General features: G+C 75.0%; 18 protein-coding genes and 1 pseudogene. 12 read left to right on the forward strand and 7 right to left on the reverse strand.

The features are described from left to right. Positions 1 to 15: 15 nt before the first annotated feature. Positions 16 to 867, reverse strand: coding sequence for a hypothetical protein (locus ACTWM8_RS13480; protein ID WP_446214118.1), 852 nt, complete (start codon positions 865 to 867; stop codon positions 16 to 18). A gap of 329 nt (positions 868 to 1,196) precedes the next feature. Here ACTWM8_RS13480 and ACTWM8_RS13485 point away from each other — a divergent pair, with 329 nt between their 5' ends. Next, positions 1,197 to 2,147 carry an endonuclease/exonuclease/phosphatase family protein gene (locus ACTWM8_RS13485; protein WP_446214119.1) on the forward strand — a complete coding sequence of 317 codons (951 nt, stop codon included), beginning with the start codon at positions 1,197 to 1,199 and terminating at the stop codon, positions 2,145 to 2,147. A gap of 1 nt (position 2,148) precedes the next feature. Here the strand turns inward: ACTWM8_RS13485 and ACTWM8_RS13490 are convergent, their stop codons facing one another. After that, on the reverse strand, positions 2,149 to 2,571 hold the full coding sequence (locus ACTWM8_RS13490; protein WP_088962435.1) for an OsmC family protein: 423 nt from the start codon (positions 2,569 to 2,571) through the stop codon (positions 2,149 to 2,151). 59 nt (positions 2,572 to 2,630) lie between these two features. Further along, positions 2,631 to 3,581, reverse strand: coding sequence for a serine/threonine-protein kinase (locus ACTWM8_RS13495; protein ID WP_446214120.1), 951 nt, complete (start codon positions 3,579 to 3,581; stop codon positions 2,631 to 2,633). Between the two features lie 184 nt (positions 3,582 to 3,765). Between ACTWM8_RS13495 and ACTWM8_RS13500 the strand changes: the two genes are divergently transcribed. Beyond that, positions 3,766 to 4,044 carry a hypothetical protein gene (locus ACTWM8_RS13500; protein WP_446214121.1) on the forward strand — a complete coding sequence of 93 codons (279 nt, stop codon included), beginning with the start codon at positions 3,766 to 3,768 and terminating at the stop codon, positions 4,042 to 4,044. A 4-nt stretch (positions 4,045 to 4,048) separates the two neighbouring features. On the opposite strand, the gene ACTWM8_RS13505 is transcribed toward ACTWM8_RS13500, so the two are convergent. After that, the gene (locus tag ACTWM8_RS13505; RefSeq protein WP_446214122.1) at positions 4,049 to 4,879 is read right to left on the reverse strand and encodes an FAD:protein FMN transferase; all 831 of its coding nucleotides are present in this window, start codon (positions 4,877 to 4,879) and stop codon (positions 4,049 to 4,051) included. 203 nt (positions 4,880 to 5,082) lie between these two features. Here ACTWM8_RS13505 and ACTWM8_RS13510 point away from each other — a divergent pair, with 203 nt between their 5' ends. The 4 genes from ACTWM8_RS13510 to ACTWM8_RS13525 are packed head-to-tail and all read left to right on the forward strand — an operon-like array spanning position 5,083 to position 10,782. Further along, positions 5,083 to 5,823, forward strand: a complete 741-nt coding sequence (locus ACTWM8_RS13510; RefSeq protein ID WP_088964681.1) for a response regulator transcription factor — start codon at positions 5,083 to 5,085, stop codon at positions 5,821 to 5,823. Then, the gene (locus ACTWM8_RS13515; protein WP_446214123.1) at positions 5,801 to 7,300 is read left to right on the forward strand and encodes a HAMP domain-containing sensor histidine kinase; all 1,500 of its coding nucleotides are present in this window, start codon (positions 5,801 to 5,803) and stop codon (positions 7,298 to 7,300) included. Before ACTWM8_RS13510 ends, ACTWM8_RS13515 begins: the two co-directional genes overlap by 23 nt. A 45-nt stretch (positions 7,301 to 7,345) precedes the next feature. Beyond that, complete coding sequence (locus tag ACTWM8_RS13520) at positions 7,346 to 9,535, forward strand: ArnT family glycosyltransferase (RefSeq protein WP_446214124.1); 2,190 nt, start codon at positions 7,346 to 7,348, stop codon at positions 9,533 to 9,535. Positions 9,536 to 9,537: 2 nt separating this feature from the next. Beyond that, positions 9,538 to 10,782: a glycosyltransferase gene (locus ACTWM8_RS13525; protein WP_446214125.1), complete on the forward strand. Its 1,245-nt coding sequence runs from the start codon at positions 9,538 to 9,540 to the stop codon at positions 10,780 to 10,782. Here ACTWM8_RS13525 and ACTWM8_RS13530 read toward each other — a convergent pair. Then, positions 10,772 to 11,623, reverse strand: a complete 852-nt coding sequence (locus ACTWM8_RS13530) for an arginase family protein (protein ID WP_446214126.1) — start codon at positions 11,621 to 11,623, stop codon at positions 10,772 to 10,774. The two genes, ACTWM8_RS13525 and ACTWM8_RS13530, sit on opposite strands and share 11 nt — an antisense overlap. Before the next feature lie 37 nt (positions 11,624 to 11,660). Between ACTWM8_RS13530 and ACTWM8_RS13535 the strand changes: the two are divergent. Then, positions 11,661 to 12,339, forward strand: a pseudogene (locus ACTWM8_RS13535) (helix-turn-helix domain-containing protein). Between the two features lie 83 nt (positions 12,340 to 12,422). Here the strand turns inward: ACTWM8_RS13535 and ACTWM8_RS13540 are convergent. After that, positions 12,423 to 12,818, reverse strand: a complete 396-nt coding sequence (locus ACTWM8_RS13540; protein WP_446214127.1) for a VOC family protein — start codon at positions 12,816 to 12,818, stop codon at positions 12,423 to 12,425. Between the two features lie 195 nt (positions 12,819 to 13,013). On the opposite strand from ACTWM8_RS13540, the gene ACTWM8_RS13545 reads away from it, so the two are divergent. The 4 genes from ACTWM8_RS13545 to ACTWM8_RS13560 all read left to right on the forward strand — a co-directional run bounded on the left by ACTWM8_RS13545 (position 13,014) and on the right by ACTWM8_RS13560 (position 18,115). After that, the gene (locus tag ACTWM8_RS13545) at positions 13,014 to 13,163 is read left to right on the forward strand and encodes a hypothetical protein (RefSeq protein ID WP_170285311.1); all 150 of its coding nucleotides are present in this window, start codon (positions 13,014 to 13,016) and stop codon (positions 13,161 to 13,163) included. A gap of 16 nt (positions 13,164 to 13,179) precedes the next feature. Then, entirely contained in the window at positions 13,180 to 14,592 is a 1,413-nt protein-coding gene (locus tag ACTWM8_RS13550; RefSeq protein ID WP_446214128.1) for a class I SAM-dependent methyltransferase, read from the forward strand. Beyond that, positions 14,585 to 16,642, forward strand: a complete 2,058-nt coding sequence (locus ACTWM8_RS13555; protein ID WP_446214129.1) for a sulfatase-like hydrolase/transferase — start codon at positions 14,585 to 14,587, stop codon at positions 16,640 to 16,642. The genes ACTWM8_RS13550 and ACTWM8_RS13555 overlap by 8 nt, the downstream gene beginning before the upstream one ends. A 189-nt stretch (positions 16,643 to 16,831) precedes the next feature. After that, entirely contained in the window at positions 16,832 to 18,115 is a 1,284-nt protein-coding gene (locus tag ACTWM8_RS13560; protein ID WP_446214130.1) for a citrate synthase, read from the forward strand. Between the two features lie 130 nt (positions 18,116 to 18,245). Here the strand turns inward: ACTWM8_RS13560 and ACTWM8_RS13565 are convergent, their stop codons facing one another. Beyond that, on the reverse strand, positions 18,246 to 19,652 hold the full coding sequence (locus ACTWM8_RS13565) for a glycosyltransferase family 4 protein (RefSeq protein ID WP_446214131.1): 1,407 nt from the start codon (positions 19,650 to 19,652) through the stop codon (positions 18,246 to 18,248). A 320-nt stretch (positions 19,653 to 19,972) separates the two neighbouring features. Here ACTWM8_RS13565 and glgX point away from each other — a divergent pair, with 320 nt between their 5' ends. Next, positions 19,973 to 22,090: a glycogen debranching protein GlgX gene (glgX, locus tag ACTWM8_RS13570; RefSeq protein WP_446214132.1), complete on the forward strand. Its 2,118-nt coding sequence runs from the start codon at positions 19,973 to 19,975 to the stop codon at positions 22,088 to 22,090.

Raw genomic sequence — 22,090 nt, forward strand, 5'->3', positions numbered from 1 at the left:
GCGCGCCGACTCAGCTCAGGTCAGCGCCGCCACCACGGTGGTCGCCCGCTGCTCGTGCGGGGCGTACGCGTCGGGGAACGCCGAGACCTGTACGGCCTGGGCCGCGGCGGTCACGCTCATCTCCTGCCAGCCGGGCACCTCGGCCAGCGCCGTGTAGAACGCCCGGGCCGCGTACGCGGGCCGCATCAGCTGGGCCACCGTGCCCCACCCGCTGCTGGGGCGCTGCTGGAACAGCCCGACCGAGTCGTGGTCGGAGCCACTGCCCTGGTGCGGATAGTCGTACGACTCGGGCAGCACGTCGCTGGCCAGGTTGTAGAGGTTGCTCTCCTGCATCGCGGTGGCGATGGCGACGACCAGGCCGCGCCGGGGCACCTTCAGCTGCACGCCGACGTCCACGATCACCTTGGCGTTGTCCATCTGCGCCTGGGTGAGGCCGGCGACCGGCCGGGGCCGCCGGGGCTTGACCGGCTTCTTCGGCTTCGGGGTCGGCTGCCGGGTGACCGACGGGCTGGGGCTGGCCGTGGGGATCGGCGTGACCGGGACGGCGACGGGTGAGGCGCCCCGGTCCAGCGAGCGGGAGGCACGGTCGGCGGCCTCGGCCCGGTCCGCCAGCACCTCGCTGACCGGGGTCCCGCGCGGGCCGGGGTCGTGCGCGCCGGCGAACGCCACCAGCCCGAGGCAGCAGGTCACGCCGCCGGCCAGGGCCACCCGGGCAGGGGTGGAGGCCAGTACGGCCCGCGCCCCACGTCGCGGTGGCTCCGGAGCGCGGTGTCGGCCGGTCCTCCGTTCGCCCGATGCGGCATCGACCGTACGGGTATGCGGTCGGGTCTCGGGCGGCTGCTGCTGGGGGGAGTCGTCGGCAAGCACCCGCCGAGGCTAGAGAGCCCACCGCCGCTTGCCATCGGGGTCATTGGTGGCATGCGCCACAATTTGCGATGATCCGACCGGGCATTACCGGCGCTCGGCCAGTAACGGCACCGACCTCGCCAGTCCTACTTATCCTTGATGTCGGAAACAACCGGATGAATCCGGCGCACTGCGACCTCCCGGGCTCGGGCGACGGCCCTCCTCCGTTCGGGCGACCGCCACCCGCCGTACCGCCGACCCGCCGGCCCACCGCGCGGCGGAAGCCCAGGTCACCGGCGAGCGAGGTGTTGGCGCCGCCGCCACGGCGGCGGCTCGGTACGATTCGGACGGTGACCGACAGCATGATCGACGAGCCCGTCCGCGGTGCCGAGCACCGCCCCGGTGACCGGCGCGGACTCGTCCTGGTGCTGCTCGCCGTGCTGCTGGCGGCGGTGCTGGCCGGCCACCGCGCGGTGCCGAACGTGCACGGTCTGGGCAGCCTGCTCGACAGCGCGACGCCGCTGCTGGGTCTCGGGGTGCCGGTGCTGGCCCTGGCCGCGCTGCTGCGCCGCTCCCGGCGGGCGTTGGTGGCCGTCGCACTCCCGGCGGCCGTCTGGGCGCTGATGTACGCCGGCGTCTGGCTGCCCCCGGCCGCCGGCAGCGGTCCGGCCGGCATCCGGGTGGCCAGCCAGAACCTGCGCGCGGGCAATCCCGACCCCGCCGGCACGGTGGCCCCGCTCGCCGAGGCCGGCGTCGACCTCATCGCGCTGCAGGAGGTCGACGACGCCGGCCGGCTCAACGCCGACCTGCGGCAGCGCTACCCGCACCGCGCGTCGGTCTCCACCGTCGCGCTGTGGAGCCGCTACCCTATTCGGGACTCCGCCGGAGTGGACACCGGACTGGGCTGGACCCGCGCGCTGCGGGCGGTCGTCGCCACCCCGCGGGGTGACCTGACGGTCTACGTGGTGCACCTCGGATCGGCCCGGGCCGGCGACACCGCCACCCGGGACGAGACCGTCCGCACCCTGGCCGGGGCGGTGCGCTCCGACCGCGCCGACCGGCTGCTGGTGCTCGGGGACCTGAACACCGCCACCACCGACCGGGTCTTCACCCCGCTGACCCGCCTGCTCCGCGACGCCCAGGCCGACGCCGGCCAGGGCTTCGGCTTCACCTGGCCCTCGTCGGTGCCGGTCACCCGGCCCGACCACGTGCTCTACCGCGGCCTCACGCCCACCACGGCTGACGTGCTGCGCACGCCGGACTCCGATCACCGGGCGGTGACCGCCGGCTTCCGCTGGTGACTCAGCGCCGCCCGTCGGCGGGCGTCACGGTCAACCGGTGCCGGCTGGCGTCGCCGCTGGAGAAGGGCCAGATCCGGTCGGCGTACTCGACCAGGTCGGCCAACTGCTCGCGGGTCAGGCCCACCGACGAGATGGAGGCGTGCACGTCCGCCCGGTAGCGGCCGTCGTCGTCGCGGCCCAGCTTCGCCTCGGCGGTCACCTGCACGGTGTGCGCCTCGTCGGTGATCTCGCCGGCCGCCTCCACCGCCGCGTGATGCAGGCAGGACGCGAACGCGGCGGCCAGCAGCTGCTCCGGGGTCAGGCCCGTGCAGTGCGGCGCGAGCGGGGACGCCAGCGCCGTGGACCAGCCGCCGTCGTCGGTGCGTACGTGACCGCCCGAGGCGGTCGCGGTGGCCTCGTTCAGCCAGGAACTGGGATCCGGCATCGCGTTCCTCCCGTCAGTCACCGGCCCGGGTTCCCGGACTCGATCGGGTGAAACGCCGGTCAGGCCGGTCCGGTGCGGGACCAGTCGTCGAGGGCGACCGCCTCGGTCGCCTCCGTCGCGGCGCGCTCGGTCCACTCGGAGACCGAGGCGGGACGGGGCCGGGGCACTGACGCCAGCATCGGCACGTACACCCGGGCGTCCACCACCTCGGCCAGCAGCAGCGCGGCCATCAGGCTGGTCGGCCGGCGGGTCGGGTCGTCGGCGAGGCACTGGCGGCACAGCTCGGCCACCTCCGGCGGCAGCCCCTCGATCGGGGGCAGCGGCTCGGCCGCCACCCGTCGCCGGGCCCCGACCAGCTGGGTGGCGGTCGTCCCCGCCGCGTACGGCAGGCGGCCGGTGAGGCAGTAGTAGAGGAGCACGCCGAGGGCGTACATGTCGGCCGCCGGGGTTGCCGGCTTCCGGTCGAACTGCTCCGGGGCCAGGTACGCCGGGGTGCCCACCACCATGCCGTCCGGGCTGTGGTCGGGCGCGCCGGCCGGGGTGGCGATGCCGAAGTCGAGGACCTTCACCCCGGACGGGGTGAGCATGACGTTGGCCGGCTTCACGTCGCGGTGCACGATGCCGTGCGCGTGCGCGGCGGCCAGCGCGGCCGCCACCTCCGCGCAGACCCGGACCGCGATCCGCCAGTCCAGCGGCCCGGCGCGCAGGTGCGCGGCGAGCGTCTCGCCCTCGGCCAGTTCCATCACGATGTACGGCGCCTCGCGGCCGGGCAGCGTGGTCGAGGTGCCGAAGTCATGCACGCTCGCCACGTTGGGGTGCACCAGCCGGGCGGCGTTGCGCGCCTCGGTGCGGATCCGCTCGACCGAGGTCTCTTCGCCCTGCTGCTCAGGGGACATCAGCTTCACCGCGACCGGCCGGTCCAGCACCAGGTCGTGCGCGCGCCATACCTCGGACATGCCGCCCAGGCCGATGCGCTGTGCGAGCTGGTACCGCCCGGCCAGCGTCCTCATCAAACCCGCTCCTGTCTGTTTCGTGCTGGGTGCCCGGTGTGGCTGCGCCCCTTCCGGAGCCGGTACCCGCGCTCCGAGCAGGGCAAACCCGTGGGCGGGTCGGCCCGGAGCGGGCTCGGGGCCACCGCCGGTGCGGTAGCTTGCCAGCCAGGGGGTCCGGCGTCCGGCGTACCGGCCGCGACGCATGCTCGGCACCGACCCGGTGCGCTGGCGGACGGAGGGGACGCGGATGGGCGAGGTGACCGTGCGCTTCGTCGGCGGGCCGGCCCACGACGTGGTCCGGGTGGTGCCGGCCGATCCGGGCGGCGAGCCGCCGGAGCGCTGGATCATGCGGCACCCCGACGCCGACCCGCCGCCGGGTGGCGGCGGTCCGGACCACCTCTACACGCGGGACCGGCCCGACGGCAGCGGGGTCTGGACGATGCGGTTCGTGCGCACCTATCCGATCGGGGCGAGCGAGTGACCGCTCACCGGCGTGCCGGGCGGTCGTCGACCACCGGGGCCGGTGCGCGGGGCGTGGGCCAGACCGCGACGCCCTGACCCGCCAGCCAGTCCGGCCCGGCGGATCCCCGCACCAGCGCGGCGATCGCGAGCATCGCCGCCCGGGTCGCGTCCGGCGCGGCGACGGTCACCGCCCGCCACGGCGAGGCCGGCGGGCCGCCGGTCCGCGGGTCGAGCACCCCGCCGCCGTCGGGCCGCCACCCGTCGGCGGTCACCAGCGCACCGCTCATCAGCCACAGCACCCGGCCCTCGGCCGCCACCGGCCAGCCGCCGGCCGGTGCGGGGCCCGCCACGGCGGTCCGGGTGCCGAGCTCCACCAGCGCCCCGACGCCCGTCCGGGCCGTGATCCGCTCCGCCGTGCGCTGCACCAGGTACGCGGTGGCGGTGCCGGCCAGGGCCAGCGGCAGCGTGGCCGGTACGGCCAGCAGGTCGCCGCGTAGCCGCACCGCTCGCCAGTTCCCCGTCGGCCCCACCGGGCCCACCGACGCCCCGCAGACCGGCCACCGGCCCCGGGCGTACCCGCGGCGCAGCCGGGCCGCCCCGACGGTCGGGTCCACGTCGCCCCCGGTGGCCTCGGCGGCGCCGAGCGCCACCGCGACCAGGTCCCGCAGCAGCGGGGCGACCGGCACCGGCCGCCCCGCCGCCCGGTGCGCCCGGGCCAGCTCGTCCTCGGCGCGGCGCAGCCCGGCCAGCGACCGGACCAGCGTGCGCCGCGCCTGGGGCAGCGCGGCCCGGTCGGTCACCGCGACCCGCGCCGCCCGCCCCCGGTACGCCCAGCGCACCTCCTCGACATTCATGGTCCGAGCCTGCGGTCGGAGCCTGGACCCGACGTGGGTCGGGCCTGTGCCCGCGCTGTGCGGGCCGACCGGCGGTCCGCTTATCCCGGCGTGACGTCGCCCGGCCCGGTACGGTCGAGCCGACCCGTGTCGGCGCGCACAGCCGGCGCACAGGATGCGCACAGGGCAGCGCCAGGCACGGCGCCCACGATGGGGGCATGGTGATGGACGGGCAGGCAGCGCAGCAGCGGATCGAACTCCGTCGCCCCGACGGCGAACCGGTCCGGGTCCTGGTGGTCGACGACGAGCCGACCCTGACCGACCTGCTGTCGATGGCGCTGCGCTACGAGGGCTGGCAGGTGCGCAGCGCCGGCAACGGGATGGCCGCGCTGAGCACGGCCCGGCAGTTCCAGCCGGACGCCGTGGTCCTCGACGTGATGCTGCCCGACCTGGACGGCTTCCAGGTGCTGCGCCGGCTGCGCGAGCAGACCCCGACCGTGCCGGTGCTCTTCCTGACCGCCCGCGACGCCGTCGAGGAGCGGATCGCCGGGCTGACCGTCGGCGGCGACGACTACGTCACCAAGCCGTTCAGCCTGGAGGAGGTCATCGCCCGGCTGCGCGCGCTGCTGCGCCGCTCCGGCTTCGCCGTGGCCGCCCGCGAGGACGCCGTGCTCACCGTCGGCGATCTCAGCCTCGACGAGGACAGCCACGAGGTGCGCCGGGGCGGCGAGCTGATCACCCTCACCGCCACCGAGTTCGAGCTGCTGCGCTACCTGATGCGCAACCCGCGTCGGGTGCTGAGCAAGGCGCAGATCCTGGACCGGGTCTGGAACTACGACTTCGGCGGGCAGGCCAACGTCGTGGAGCTGTACATCTCGTACCTGCGGAAGAAGATCGACGCCGGTCGGGCGCCGATGATCCACACGCTGCGCGGCGCGGGGTATGTCCTCAAGCCCGCGGAGTGACCCCAGCGGCCGAGTGCGCTCCTGGCTGGCCGGGCGGTCCCTGCGGACCCGCCTGGTCGCCGCGGTGGTGGCGCTGCTCGCCCTGGTCAGCATCGCCATCGGCGGCCTGACCACGGTGGCGCTGCGGCACTTCCTGATCGTCCAGGTCGACAACCAGATCACCGCCGACGACCGCCGGCAGCAGGAGTCCCCGCCCTGGTACCGGCAGTTCGCCGAGCGGCAGCGGGCGGACGACCAGCGGGCGCCCGAGCCGCCGCCCGGCTTCCCACCCGACTCGATCGCGGTCAAGGTCGTCGACGGTGCTGTCGCGTCCGCGCGGATCCGCAGCAGCTCCGGGCCGACGGAGGCCCTGCCGGCCGCCGACGTGTCGGCGCTGACCCGGATCCCGACCGACGGGCGGCCGCGCACCGTCGACCTGGGCGGGCGGGGCGACTACCGGGCGGTCGCCCGGCAGGCGCCCGACGGTGTGCTGGTCTTCGCCATCCCGCTGGCCGGGGTGCAGGAGACCGTCTGGTGGATGATCGCCGCCCAGGCGGGCGTCGCCGCGGCCGGCCTGCTGGTCGCCGGTGCCCTGGGCGCGTTGATCGTGCGGGCCACGCTGCGCCCGCTGAACCGGGTCGCCGCCACCGCCGCCCGGGTCACCGAGCTGCCGCTGGACCGCGGTGAGGTGGCCCTGTCGGTGCGGGTGCCCGAGAGTGACACCGACCCGCGTACCGAGGTCGGGCAGGTGGGGGCGGCGCTGAACCGGATGCTGGGGCACGTCGCCGCCGCGCTCGCCGCGCGACAGGCCAGCGAGACCCGGGTACGCCAGTTCGTCGCCGACGCCAGCCACGAGCTGCGTACGCCACTGGCCGCGATCCGCGGCTACGCCGAGGTGGCCCGGCGCGGACGGGACCGGGTGCCGCCGGACGTGGCGCACGCGCTGCGCCGGGTGGAGTCGGCCAGCACCCGGATGACCAGCCTCGTCGACGACCTGCTGCTGCTGGCCCGGCTGGACTCCGGCCGGCCGCTGGTGGCGGAGCCGGTCGACCTGACCGCGCTGATCGTCGACGCGGTCAGCGACGCGCACGTCGCCGGACCGGAGCACCGCTGGCAGCTCGACCTGCCCGACGAGGTGCTCGACGTGCCGGGCGACGCCGTCCGGCTGCACCAGGTGGTGGCGAACCTGCTGGCCAACGCCCGGGTGCACACCCCGCCGGGCACCACGGTCACCACCCGGCTGGCCCGCACCCCCGGCGGCGTGCAGCTCAGCGTCGCCGACGACGGGCCGGGCATCCCGCCCGAGTTGCAGGGCGAGGTCTTCGAACGGTTCGCCCGCGGCGACAGCTCCCGGTCCCGGGAGCACGGCAGCACCGGCCTCGGCCTGGCGATCGTGGCGGCGGTGGTGGAGGCGCACCACGGGTCCGTCGAGGTCGAGAGCCGGCCGGGTCACACCGTCTTCCGGGTGCTGCTGCCGGCTTCCACAGCCGACGCATAGCCCGGTCACGGGGCCGGTCCAACCGGCCTCGCCAGGCTTGCCGGCATGGACAGAACCGAGACCCTGCTGACCGCGCCGGCGGTGACCGCACCGCCGGCACCACCCGCGCCGGAACCCGTACCCGTGGCGGCGGAACCCCCGCCGCCGCGCCCGGATCCGCGCTGGACGCGACCGGCCCTCGCGGTGCTGCTGCTCGCCACCGGCGTGCTCTACCTGTGGGGCCTCGGCGCCTCCGGCTGGGCGAACTCGTTCTACTCGGCGGCGGCGCAGGCCGGCGCGGAGAGCTGGAAGGCGTTCTTCTACGGCTCCTCCGACGCGGCCAACTCGATCACGGTGGACAAGACCCCGGCGTCGCTGTGGTTGATGGCGCTGTCGGTGCGGATCTTCGGCCTCAGCAGCTGGTCCATCCTGGTGCCGCAGGCGCTGCTCGGCGTCGCCACGGTCGGCGCGCTGTACGCCACCGTCCGCCGCTGGTACGGCCCGGTGGCCGGCCTGCTCGCCGGCGCGGTCCTCGCGCTCACCCCGGTCGCCACCCTGATGTTCCGGTTCAACAATCCCGACGCCCTGCTCGTCCTGCTGCTGGTCCTCGCCGCGTACGCGACGGTGCGGGCGGTGGAGACGGCCGGCACCCGGTGGATCGTCCTGGCCGGCGCGCTGGTCGGCCTCGGCTTCCTCACCAAGATGCTCCAGGCGTTCCTGGTGGTCCCGGTCTTCGCCGGGGTCTACCTGCTGGCCGCGCCGACCGGCCTGGGGCGGCGGATCTGCCAGCTGCTGCTGGCCGGGCTGGGCCTGGTCGTCGCCGCCGGCTGGTGGGTGGCCGTCGTCGAGCTGGTACCGGCGAGCGCCCGCCCCTACATCGGCGGTTCGCAGGGCAACAGCATCCTGGAGCTGACCCTCGGCTACAACGGCCTGGGCCGGATCACCGGCAACGAGGAGGGCAGCGTCGGCGGTGGCCGGGCCGGCGGCGGTGGCCCGTTCTCCGGCCAGACCGGCTGGCTGCGGATGTTCGACACCGAGGTCGGCGGCCAGATCTCCTGGCTGCTGCCGGCCGCGCTGATCCTGCTGGTCGCCGGCCTGGTGCTGGCCGGCCGGGCGCCGCGCACCGACCGGCGCCGCGCCGGCCTGCTGCTCTGGGGCGGCTGGCTGCTTGTCACCGGGCTGATCTTCAGCTTCATGTCCGGCATCTTCCACGCGTACTACACCGTCGCCCTCGCCCCGGCGGTCGGCGCCGTGGTCGGCGTCGGCGCCGTGCTGCTCTGGCGGGAGCGCGCCGCCGCGCCCGGACCGGTCGGGGCGCACGAGCCGGGCGTACCGACGGAGCCGGTTCCCGGCGCGGCGACGCCCGGGACGCGGGCCGGCCGGCGGGGTCTGCTCGCCACCGTGACGCTGGCGGCGGCCCTCGCCGTCACCGCCTGCTGGTCCTGGCGGCTGCTGGGCCGCAGCCCGGACTGGTACCCCTGGCTGCGCACGGTGGTGCTGGTGGGCGGGCTCGCCGCGGCGGTGCTGGTGGTGCTGGCGGGCCGGTTGCCCCGGCGGGTCGTGCCGGTGGTGCTCGCGCTCGGCGCGGCCACCGCGCTCGCCGGGCCGGCCGCGTACGCCCTGCAGACGGCGGCCACCCCGCACACCGGCTCGATCCCGAGTGCCGGCCCGGCGGTGCAGGGCGGCTTCGGCCCGGGACGGGGCGGCTTCCCCGGTGGCCGGATGCCGGCCGGCGCCCAGTTCCCCGGCGCCCCGGGCAGCCCGAACGGCCAGTTCCCGGGCCTACCTGGCGGCACCGGTCAGACCGGCCAGCCCGGCGGCGTCCCCGGCGGGCTGCCGGGCCAGGCCGCCGGCGGTGCCGGCCGGGCGCCGGGCGGCGGCGGGATGGGCGGGCTGCTCGACTCCCGCGCGCCGAGCGCCGAACTGAAGGCGCTGCTGGAGCGCGACGCCGCCGACTACACCTGGATGGCGGCCACCATCGGCTCGAACAACGCCTCCGGCTACCAGCTCGCCACCGGGCGGCCGGTGATGGCGATCGGCGGCTTCAACGGCAGCGACCCGTCCCCGACGCTGGCGCAGTTCCAGGCGTACGTGGCCGACGGCCGGATCCACTGGTTCGTCGGCGGCGGCGGGTTCCGGGCCAACGGGGGCAGCTCCGCCTCGCAGGAGATCGCCGCCTGGGTCGCCGAGACCTTCGAGTCGCAGACCGTCGACGGGGTCACCGTCTACGACCTCAGCAGCGGGCGGGAGGGATGAGGATGACGTACGCCACCGGCCCCCGCCCGGCCGTCGAGACCCGGGACGCGGTGCCCGCCGCGGTGCTGGACGTGGTGGTCCCGGTCCACAACGAGGAGGTTGACCTGGGCCCCTGCGTACGGCGGCTGCACGCGCACCTGAGCGCGCACTTCCCGTACCCGTTCCGGATCACCGTGGCGGACAACGCCAGCGTCGACGCGACCCTGGCCGTCGCCGAGGCGCTCGCCGCGGAGCTGCCCGAGGTGCGGGTGCGGCACCTGGCGGCCAGGGGCCGCGGCCGGGCGCTGCGGGCCACCTGGTCGGCCTCGGACGCCCCGGTGCTGGCCTATATGGACGTGGACCTCTCCACCGACCTGGCGGCGCTGCTGCCGCTGGTCGCGCCGCTCATCTCCGGCCACTCCGACCTGGCCATCGGCACCCGGCTGGCGCGTACCTCCCGGGTGGTGCGGGGCGCCAAGCGGGAGGTGATCTCCCGGGCGTACAACCTGCTGCTGCGGGGGGCGCTCGCGGCGCGGTTCTCCGACGCGCAGTGCGGGTTCAAGGCGATCCGCGCCGACGTGGCCCGGGAGCTGCTGCCGCTGGTGCAGGACGCCGGCTGGTTCTTCGACACCGAGCTGCTGGTGCTCGCCCAGCGGGCCGGGCTGCGCATCCACGAGGTGCCGGTGGACTGGGTGGACGACCCGGACAGCCGGGTGGACATCGTCGCCACCGCCCTGGCCGACCTGCGCGGCATCGGCCGGCTGGGCCGGGCGCTGCTGACCGGGGCGCTCCCGGTCGGGCGGCTGCGCGAGCAGCTCGGCCGGGCGCCGCTGACCGCCCCGCCGGCCCAGGTGCCGGTCGGGCTGCCCCGGCAGCTGGCCCGGTTCGCCGCCGTCGGCTTGGCCAGCACGCTGGCGTACCTGCTGCTCTTCGTGGCGTCCCGGGGGGTGCTGGGCGCGCAGTGGGCCAATCTGCTGGCGCTGCTGGTGACGGCGGTGGCCAACACCGCCGCGAACCGGCGGCTCACCTTCGGCATCACCGGGCGTCGGCACGCCGGCCGGCACCATCTGCAGGGGCTGCTCGCCTTCGGCCTCGGCCTGGCGCTGACCAGCGGGTCCCTCGCGGCCCTGCACGCGGCCACCGCGCCGTCGCGGCCGGTCGAGCTGGCGGTGCTGGTGGCGGCCAACCTGGCCGCGACCGCCCTGCGTTTCCTGCTGCTGCGCCTGGCCATGCACCACCGCCGGCCCGCGCCGCAGGTCAGGGGTTGAGGGCGGCGGCGAGGACCTCGACGAGGCGGCGCGCGTACCGCCCGTCGGGGTCCCCGTCGGCGTCGAGGTCGGCGAGGCTCATCCCGAGCAGGCGTCCGGAGCGCACCAGCGGCGTGAGCAGCGCGAGCAGGTCGGCCCAGCCCAGGCCGTCGGGCTCCGGGTACGTCACGGCCGGCAGCACCCGCGGGTCGAGCACGTCGACGTCCAGGTGCAGCCAGGCCGGCGCGGCGCCCTCCGCCGCCAGCTCGCGGCCAACCGCCCCGGCCCCCCGGCGTCGCAGCTCCGCCGCTGGCAGCTGGGGGATCCGCGGGTCCACCCGGTCGGCCTCCCGGCGGGCCTCCTCGTCGCCCGGCAGGCGGTGGCCGACCAGCCGGACCAGCTCGGGCGCCACCAGCGGCGTCGCCCGGTCGACGAGGTCCGGGCCGTGGCCGGTGAGGATGGACAGCTCCATGTCCGCGCCCTCCCCGGTGGCCGAGCCGAACCCGTCCTGGAAGTCCGGGTGACCGTCCAGGAACCACAGCCCGCTGCCGGGCGGCAGGGCGAGGAAGACGCCGAGCAGGATGGTGCAGTCACCGCCCAGGACCAGCGGGTGCCGCCCGGCGGCGCGGACCGCCGCCACCCCGGCGGCGATCGCCCGACTGGCCCGACGGACCTGCTCCGCCCCGATCAGCCCGGTCGCCAGGTCCCGCGTGGCGTCGTCGATCCGGGCGTCGACCGCTCCGCCGTCGTCGGCGTCCAGCGCGGTCAGCAGGCCGGCGGCCCGCAGCGCACGGGGGCCGCGTTCCTCACCCCGGCTCCGGCCGGAGGAGTCCAGCGCCGCGTCCAGCACCGTCCATCGCACAGGCGCAGGTTAGCCCCGACATGGCAGGCTGGGCGGGATGTACCGGGAACGTCGGGCCGCCCTGCGGGGCGCCGTGCTGTGGGCCGCCGTCAGCGAGGGCGCGGCCACCCGGGTGCTGCCGGACGGCTGTCTCGACCTGCTCTGGTCCAGCCGGTCCGGGCTGCTGGTGGCCGGGCCGGACCGCACCGCGCACCTGAGCGTCGCGACGCCGGGGGAGCGGTGGCTGGGGCTGCGGCTGCCACCGGGCACCGGCCCCGCGGTCTTCGGCGTCCCCGCCGACGAGCTGCGGGACCGTCGGGTGCCGCTCGACGCGCTCTGGGGCCGCGCGGCGGCCGAGGTCGCCGAGCGGCTGGGGGACCGGCCGACGGGGGCCGCGCTGGAGGCGGTCGCCGCGGCCCGGCTGGCCGCCGCCGGCGGTCCCGACCCGCTCGGCGCCCGGGTCGCCGCCCTGCTCGCCGCCGGCGCCACCGTCACCGCGGCCGCCGCCGAGGTCGGCCTCGGCCCACGCGTTCTGCACCGGCGCAGCCAGGCCCTCTTCGGGTACGGCCCGAAGACCCTCGCCCGCATCCTGCGGATGCGTCGCCCTCGCGCTGGCCCGCACCGGCGTCGGGCTGGCCGAGGTCGCCGCGCGCAGCGGGTACGCCGACCAGGCGCACCTCACCCGCGACGTGCGCGAGCTGGCCGGCGTCCCCCCGACGACCCTGCTCAGGAGCTGACCCGCGTGCGGTCGGTGCAGGGCTGACCCGGCGGCGGTCGCGCGTCGCTCGGTGCTTGGACTGGTCCCCGGCGGCGGGGACGGTCAGGCGGGCAGCGGGGCGTACAGGTCGACGCCGTTGCCGTCCGGGTCGTGCAGCACCGCGTACCGCTGGCCCCAGAAGGCGTCCCAGGGCGGCAGCTCGCCGTGGAAGCCGGCGCCGGTCAGCTCCGCCCAGTAGCGGTCCACCTCGGCCGGGTCGGCGCAGCGGAAGGCGAGGCTGACCCGGGGGCTGCCGGTCGGCGGCGTCCACCCCGGGTGGAAGGTGCGGATCATCGCCGCCGCGTCCCAGGCCAGCCGCAGGCCCCCGGGGAGGGTGACCTCCACGTGGTCCTCCGCGTCGGCCTCGGGCGGGATGGCCAGTCCCAGCCGCCGGTAGAAGTCGAGACTGCGGGCCATGTCGGCGACCACCACGCCGACCACATCCAGGTGAAGTGCCATGGCGACACGCTAGGCCCGGAGCGGGCTCCAGGTCTTGAACGGAACGGACGGGTCGCAGTGGTCGGTGTGGGCCGCACGACGGCCGTTGGCGGCGTACCGTGACGAAGGAACAAGTCCGGCCTTATGGGTGGAAAAGCCGCACCTCGGCGTGCCCGCAGCGCCGGCCCACACGAGGGCGAGGGAAGGGAGCGGTCGGTGATTCACCTGGCCTACCTGGACGCGGGGTCCGGCAGCCTGATCGTGCAGGCGGTGGTCGGCGGGGTCGCGGGGGCGGCCGTCGCCGCCAAGCTCTACTGGCGCCGGCTGGTCGACCGGTTCCGCCGGCAGCCCACCGACCGCGGCTGAGCAGGGTCCACCCCCGATGGCGGTCCCCGACACCGGGATCCGGGTCGAGCCCGGCTCCTTCCGCGACCCGGCCAACCGGGTCTTCCACGCCGGCGACGAGGTGCTGCGCGGGCTCGGCCCCGACGGCGCCCGCGACTGGGGGGCGCTCTCCGGCAGCGCCTTCTTCGCCGAGCTGCTCGCCGAGGGCAAGATCTGCGGCACCGAGCCGGTCGACGCGGCCCGGTTGCCGGGCTGGACGGCGGTGCTGCGGCACGAGCGCATCCCGTTCGTCTCCCACCCGTACGAGTGGTCGTTCGCGATGCTGCGCGACGCGGCGCTGCTGCACCTGGAGATCCTGCGCCGGGCGCTCTCCGCCGGCTTCACCACCAAGGACGGGTCGGCCTACAACCTGCAGTGGCGCGGCGCCACCCCGGTCTTCATCGACGTGGGCTCCTTCGCGCCGCTCGCCGACGGCGAGCCGTGGGCCGGCTACCGGCAGTTCTGCCAGACCCTGCTCTATCCGCTGCTGCTCCAGGCCCACCTCGGCCTGGACTTCCAGCCCTGGTTGCGGGCCCGCGTCGACGGCATCGAGCCGGACCAGATGCGCCGGCTGTTCCGGGGCGCCCGCCGGCTGCTGCCCGGCGTGCCGACCCACGTGCACCTGCACGGCGCCATGCAGGGCCGCAACGCCCGCGCCAGCACCACCGACGTCCGGGCCCAGCTGAAGGCCGCCGGCTACTCCCGCGACCTGGCCCTGGCCACCGTACGCGGCATCGACCGGCTGATCCGCCGCCTGGACCGGCGCCACGAGGGCAGCCACTGGGTCGACTACCAGCGCACCTGTGGCTACACCGTGCGGGACCGGGAGGAGAAGGAGCACTTCGTCGAGGCGGCGGTGGCCGCCGCTCCGCCCGGGCTGGTGCTCGACCTCGGCGCCAACGACGGCCGGTACGCCCGGATCGCCGCCCGGCACGCCGCGCAGGTGGTCGCCGTGGAGCAGGACCCGGCCGTGCTGGACTCCCTCTACCGGGCCCTGCGCGCCGAGGGCGAACACCGGATCCTGCCGCTGGTGATGGACCTGGCCGACCCCTCGCCCGGGGGCGGCTGGCGGGGCGTGGAGCGGGCCAGCTTCGGCGACCGGGCCCGGGCCGACGTGGTGCTCGCCCTGGCCGTCGCGCACCACCTGGCCATCGGCCGCAACGTGCCGCTGCCCGAGGTGCTCGACCAGCTCGTCGCGTACGGCCGGCCCGGCGGCCGGCTCGTGATCGAGTTCGTCCACCCCGAGGACCCGATGGCCCGCCGGCTGCTGGCCAACAAGCCGGACGGGCTCTTCCCCGACTACCGGCGTGACGAGTTCGAGCGGCTGCTGGCGGCGCGCTGTCGGGTCGAGCGGCAGCGGGAGCTGCCCTGCGGCACCCGCACGCTCTACCAGGCGGTGGTGGGTGGCTGACCCGGTCCTCGCGCCGCCGGCCGACCGGCGTGACCCCGGTCCGCCACCCGCGTCCACCCCGGCGGGCGTTGGCCGGTGGCGTGCCGAGCTGGGCCGGCTGCTGGAGGTGGCGGCCCTGCTCGGCCTGGTGGTCACCCAGCCCCTGCTCGACGTGCTCGGGCGCAGCCCCGACTTCTTCCTGTTCCACCGCGCCACCCCGCGCGACGTGCTGCTGCTGGTGGCGCTGATCGCGGTGCTGCCCACGCTCGCCGTCGCCCTGCTCGGGCTGGCCACCGGGCTGGCCGGCGGGCGGGTCCGGCGGGGCGCGCACCTCGCGGTCGTCGGGCTGCTGCTGGCCGCGCTCGCGGTGCAGGTGGGCCGGCACGGCACGCCGCTGCGGGGCGTACCGCTGCTGCTCGCCGCCGTGCTGCTCGGCGGCGCCGCAGCGGCGGCGTACGCCCGGTGGGGCGGGTTGGGGCGGGTGCTGCGGATCGCCGCGATCGGGCCGCCGGTCTTCGTCGCGCTCTTCCTCTTCGCCTCGCCCGCCTCGGCGGTCGTGCTGCCCCGGGCCCAGAGCGGCGCGGCGGGGGTGGTCGGGCCGGGCGAGCACCCGCCGGTGGTCATGATCGTCCTCGACGAGCTGCCGCTGGTCTCCCTGCTCGGCCCGGACGGCACAATCGACGCCGCGACCTACCCGCACTTCGCCGAGCTGGCCGCCGGGTCGACCTGGTACCGCAACGCCACCGGGGTCAGCGGCTGGACGCCGTACGCGCTGCCGGCGATGCTCACCGGCCGCTACCCGGCGCAGCCGCTCGCCCCGCACTACTCGCAGTACCCGGACAACCTGTTCACCGCCCTCGGCGGCCTGTACGACGTCCGCGCCCAGGAGAGCATCACCCGGCTCTGCCCGCCCAGCCGCTGCGACCAGCCGGCCGACCCGGAGCAGGGGCTCGGCGTGCTGGTCCGGGAGAGCGGCAAGCTGCTGCGGCAGGTCGCCGCGCCGGTGGACAGCCGGATCGACCCGGAGGAGTCGTACCGGGAGCGGACCCGCGCCGAGGCCGGCGTGGACGCCGCCGAGCCGGTCCCGGCCGACCCGAGGTTCCGCTTCGACAGCCTGGACGACAACCAGCCGGCCCGGTTCACCAGCTTCCTGGCCGGCCTGCGCCCGTCGTCCCGGCCCACGCTGCATTTCCTGCACCTGCTGATGCCCCACGCGCCCTGGACGTTCCTGCCCTCGGGAGCGCGCTACGCCGCCCCCGAGGACCTGCCCAACGACGGCGCCGGCTGGGTCGAGCTGGCCCGGGCCCGGCACCTGGCCCAGCTGCGCTACACCGACCGGCTGGTCGGCGAGACCTTGCGCACGCTGCGCGCCTCCGGCCTCTGGGACAAGGCGCTGATCCTGCTCACCGCCGACCACGGGGTGAGCTTCACCCGGGACTGGCAGGGCCGGGGACTGGACGCGATCGACCACGCGGCCGGCGAGGTGGCCTGGGTGCCGATGTTCGTCCGGACCCCCGGGCAGCGGGCCGGCCGGGTCGACGACCGCAATTGGGAGCACGTCGACCTGCTACCCACCATCGCCGACGCGGCGCACGTCCGGATCCCCTGGCGGGTCGACGGGCGCTCCGCCCGCCAGGCCCCGCGGCAGAGCGCCGAGAAGCACTTCTACGACCGGCCGGGCCAGCCGCTGACCCTGCGCGGCGGGGTGCCCAGCCGGCCGCCGGACCCGGCGCCGCACCCGCTGCTCGGCACCCTCGTCGGCGACCGGCCGACCGGCGGGACGGCCACCGTGGCGAACCGGGCGGCGTTCGAGCGCGTCGACCCGGACGCCGGCGAGCTGCCGGCCCTGGTCTGGGGGACCGTGCCCCGGGAGGTGCCCGACGGCACGCTGCTCGCGGTGGCGGTCAACGGCCGCGTCGGCGCGGTCGTGCCGGTGGTGCCCCGGGACAAGGGGGGCCGCCGCTTCGCCGCCCTGCTCCCCGACGACCACCTGTACCGCGCCGGGACCAACCGGCTCGACCTCTACCGGGTCGGCGCCGACGGCGACCTGCGCCGGCTCACCCTGTCGTAGAACCTTCGTCCCCGGCGTCCGTCATCGTCGCCGGTCGCCCCCGCTCACCAGGGTTTCCCAGCCGTCGGGCCGGGAATCGGGTGACGCATACCTCACCGCCGAACCACGGCGGGCGGTACCCCGGGGACCGTGATTACGGTAAAAGCGAAGGCAATTCAACGAAGATTCGCCGGCGAAGCGAGGAACCACATGACGGAAGTCAAGCTCGATCACCCCGGTGGGCAGCTTTCGATGCCGGTGCAGGCCGCGGTCGAAGGCCCCGCGGGCATCGGGGTGAGCAAGCTGCTGAAGGAAACCGGGATGACGACCTATGATCCCGGTTTCGTCAACACCGCGTCCTGTTCGTCCGAGATCACCTACATCGACGGCGACGCCGGCATCCTGCGCTACCGCGGGTACCCGATCGAGCAGCTGGCCGAGAAGTCCTCCTTCCTGGAGGTCTCCTACCTGCTGATCTACGGCGAGCTGCCCACCCAGCAGCAGCTCACCGAGTTCAGCGAGCGGATCCGGCGGCACTCGCTGCTGCACGAGGAGATGCGCCGGTTCTTCGACGGCTTCCCGCGCGACGCGCACCCGATGGCCGTGCTCTCCTCGGCCGTCAGCGCGATCTCGACCTTCTACCAGGACAGCCTGGACCCGTTCGACTCCGAGCACGTGGAGATGTCCACGGTCCGGCTGATGGCGAAGGTTCCCACCATCGCCTCGTACGCCTACAAGAAGTCCATCGGCCAGCCGCTGCTGTACCCGGACAACTCGCTGGGCTACGTGGAGAACTTCCTGCGGATGACCTTCGGCGTGCCGGCGGAGCCGTACGAGGTCGACCCGGTGGTGGCCCGCGTGCTGGACATGCTCTTCGTGCTGCACGCCGACCACGAGCAGAACTGCTCGACCTCCACGGTGCGGCTGGTCGGCTCCAGCAACGCCAACCTCTTCGCCTCGGTCTCGGCCGGCGTCAACGCCCTGTTCGGCCCGCTGCACGGCGGCGCCAACCAGGCCGTGCTGGAGATGCTGGAGAAGATCAAGGCCGACGGCGGTGACGTCCGCTCCTTCGTCCGCAAGGTCAAGGACAAGCAGGACGGCGTGAAGCTGATGGGCTTCGGCCACCGGGTCTACAAGAACTACGACCCGCGCGCCGCCATCGTGAAGAAGGCCGCCCAGGACGTGCTGGGCCGGATGGCCAAGCCGGACCCGATGCTGGACATCGCGATGGAGCTGGAGGAGATCGCCCTCGCCGACGACTTCTTCGTCACCCGCAAGCTCTACCCGAACGTGGACTTCTACACCGGCCTGATCTACAAGGCCATGGGCTTCCCGACCAAGATGTTCACGGTGCTCTTCGCGCTGGGCCGGCTGCCCGGCTGGATCGCCCAGTGGCGCGAGATGATCAACGACCCGGAGACCAAGATCGGCCGGCCGCGGCAGATCTACACCGGCTCCCCGGAGCGGGACTACACCGCGATCGCCGAGCGCTGAGCAACCCGTACCACGAAGGCCGCCGACCCCCTGCGGGTCGGCGGCCTTCGCCGTGCTCGGCGACCACGGCCCGGGGCACGACGCGGGCCGCCGGCCCCGTGCGGGGTCGACGGCCCGGTCCGGGTACGGCTCAGCGCAGGCCGGCGGCGACCAGCAGGTTCCCCTCCGGGGTCGGCGCGGACACCCGACCCAGCGTCATCCGCAGCTGGGCGCGCTCGGTGGTGAACGCCGCGTCGCCGGCGATCGCGGTGGCGTACGCGGTCGCGGTCCGGTGCGCGATCGCCGACCAGCCGTACTGCTCGTGGACCATGGCGCGGGCCCGGCGGGCGAGCAGCTGGGCCCGCTCGCGGTCGGAGAGCAGGGCGTCGACGGCCTCGGTGAGCGCGTCCGGGTCCTGCGGGGCGAAGGTCATCCCGGTGACGCCCGGCTCCACGATCTCGGCGAGCCCGCCGGTACGGGCGACCGCGAGGGGCGCGCCCGCCGCGGCGCCCTCCAGGGCCACCATGCCGAACGGCTCGTAGATGCTCGGCACCGCGAAGCAGTCCGAAGCGGCCATCACGGCCGGCAGGTCGGTGCCACCGAGGAAGCCCGGCATGCTCACCGCGCCGCCCAGCCCGAGCCGGTGCACCTCGGCCTCCAGCGCGGCCTTGTACGGGCCGTCGCCGACGATCACCGCGCGCAGCCCGGGGTGCCGCTCCCGCAGCCGGGGCAGCCCGGCGAGCAGGTGCTGCACGCCCTTCTCGTAGACCAGCCGGCCGGCGAAGGTGACCAGCGGGCCGTCCCCGGCGAACCGGGCCCGGGCCGAGGCGACCGCGGCCACCGGCACCCGCCAGCGGTGCGGCTCGACGCCGTTGGGCACCACGTCCACCCGGCCGGCGGGCACCCCGAACAGCGCGCCCACCTCGTCGCGCATGTACCCCGAGCAGACGATGACCCGGCCGGACTCGCTGGCCAGCCAGTGCTCGACGCCGTGGATGGTGCGGTTCATCTCCTCCGGCAGCCAGCCCTGGTGTCGGCCGGCCTCGGTGGCGTGGATGGTGCTGACCAGCGGGACGTCCAGGTGCTCGCGCAGGGTCATCGCGGTGTGCGCGACGAGCCAGTCGTGGGCGTGGATCACGTCGTACGAGCCGGCCTCGGTGGCGCGCAGCGCGGCCCGGGTCAGGGTGTGGTTGAAGGCCATCGTCCAGGCCAGCAGGGAGCCGGTGGCCAGCGGGAAGGTCACCGGGTCCTCGGCGGCGCGGACGATCCGCACGCCGTCGGCGTACTCCTCCAGGGGCGCGCCCTCGGCGTGCCGGGTGACGACGGTGACCTCGTGCCCGGCGGCGGCCAGCGCCACCGACAACGCGTGCACGTGCCGGCCCAGGCCACCGACCAGCACCGGCGGGTACTCCCAGGAGAGCATCAGGATGCGGCGGGTGCGCGGGGCCACCCCGGCGCCGGCGCCCTGCGTCGGGATCTGCGGGCGGTAGGTGGGGGAGGGCCGGCAGGTCCGGTCCGGTGCGGTCACGGGCTGCTCGCCGACCCGCGGGGTGGTCACATCAATCTCCGTCCATGCACGAAGGGTCGCGCCGGCAACGGTGGCGGCGGAAAGAAGGTGGGTGGGGTGGCCGAGGGCCGAGCGAAGGCGCCCGCGCGGGCGCGTCCGCATCAAGCAAAGGGCATGACGCCGTCCCGCGCATCTCGAAAAGGCCTATCGTGACGGAGGACACCCAAAGGTCTGTCTCGGCATCAGGTGGGTGGATATCGGGTGCCCACCGAACGGGTGGATTGGCCGGCGGCGGCGTGGGGCATTAGCGGCGTGCGCACCCGGTGGCCCGTCCGCCCGGTGCGCTCATGATCATGGGTCGAAGGAGCGACATGCAGGTCTGGCCGGGCGAGCGTTACCCCCTCGGGGCGACCTACGACGGGATGGGCACCAACTTCGCGATCTTCTCCGAGGTCGCCGAGAAGATCGAGCTGTGCCTCTTCGACGAGTGGGGCATCGGCACGGAGCGCCGGGTCGAGTTGCGCGAGGTGGACGCGTACGTCTGGCACGCGTACATCCCCGGGGTGGAGCCGGGCCAGCGGTACGGCTACCGGGTGCACGGCCCGTACGACCCGGCCAACGGGACGCGCTGCAACCCGCACAAGCTGCTGCTCGACCCGTACGCCAAGGCGGTCGACGGGGAGATCTCCTGGGACCCGGCGGTCTACGACTACGTACTGGGCGATCCGGACCGGATGTCGACCACCGACTCGGCGCCGTTCATGCCCAAGTCGGTGGTGGTGAACCCGTACTTCGACTGGGGCAACGACCGGCCGCCGCGCACCCCGTACCACCACTCGGTGATCTACGAGGCGCACGTGCGCGGGCTGACCATGCGCCACCCCGGGATCCCCGACGAGCTGCGCGGCACGTACGCGGCGATCGCCTCGCCCGTCATGATCGACTACTTCAAGCGGCTCGGCATCACCGCCGTCGAGCTGATGCCGGTGCACGAGTTCGTGCACGACCACCGCCTCGCCGACCTCGGGCTGCGCAACTACTGGGGCTACAACACCATCGGCTTCTTCGCCCCGCACCACGGATACTCCGCGCTCGGCCGGCTCGGCCAGCAGGTCCAGGAGTTCCGGGGCATGGTCAAGGCGCTGCACGCCGCCGGCATCGAGGTCATCCTCGACGTGGTCTACAACCACACCGCCGAGGGCAACCACCTCGGCCCGACGCTGAGCTTCAAGGGCGTCGACAACGCCAGCTACTACCGGCTCTCGGAAGAGGACCGCCGGTACTTCGTGGACTACACCGGCACCGGCAACAGCCTCAACGTGCGCAGCCCGCACTCGCTCCAGCTCATCATGGATTCGCTGCGCTACTGGGTGACCGAGATGCACGTCGACGGTTTCCGCTTCGACCTCGCCGCCACCCTGGCCCGCGAGTTCTACGAGGTCGATCGCCTCTCCACCTTCTTCGAGGTGGTCCAGCAGGACCCGGTGGTCAGCCAGGTCAAGCTGATCGCCGAGCCGTGGGACGTCGGCCCCGGCGGCTACCAGGTCGGCAACTTCCCGCCGCAGTGGACCGAGTGGAACGGCAAGTACCGGGACACCGTGCGGGACTTCTGGCGCGGCGAGCCGGCCACCCTCGCCGAGTTCGCCTCCCGCATCTCCGGCTCCGCCGACCTCTACCAGGACGACGGGCGGCGCCCCTTCCACAGCATCAACTTCGTCACCTGCCACGACGGGTTCACCCTCAACGACCTGGTCTCCTACAACGACAAGCACAACGAGGCCAACGGCGAGGAGAACCGCGACGGCGAGAGCCACAACCGGTCCTGGAACTGCGGCGTCGAGGGGGACACCGACGACCCGGCGGTGCTGGCCCTGCGCGCCCGGCAGCGGCGCAACTTCCTCGCCACCCTGGTCCTCTCCCAGGGCGTGCCGATGATCGGCCACGGCGACGAGCTGGGCCGCACCCAGGGCGGCAACAACAACGCCTACTGCCAGGACAGCGAACTCGCCTGGATCGACTGGGAGCACGCCGACGACGAGCTGCTGGCCTTCGTGCAGCGGCTCACCGACTTCCGGGCCCGGCACCAGGTGTTCCGCCGCCGCCGGTTCTTCACCGGCCTGGCGGTCGGCGGCCGCGCCGCCGGCTCGGGCCTGCCCGACCTGGCCTGGTACACCCCGGACGGCCGGGAGATGACCGGCGAGGACTGGGGCAACGACTTCGGCCGCTCGGTGGCCCTCTTCGTCAACGGCGACGGCATCCGCGAGCGCGGCCAGTACGGCCAGCGCCACCAGGACACCTCCTTCCTGCTCTGCTTCAACGCCCACGACGCCCCGCTGGACTTCACGCTGCCGGGGGAGGAGTTCGGGCAGCGGTGGGAGTTGGTGATCAGCACCGCGGAACCGGAACCGGAGAAGACCACGATCGTCGAGGCGGGCGGCGCGATCTGCGTGCCGGACCGCTCCCTGGTGGTCCTGGAGAGGACGGTCTGA

This window comes from Micromonospora sp. IBSANI012 (genome assembly GCF_052814045.1).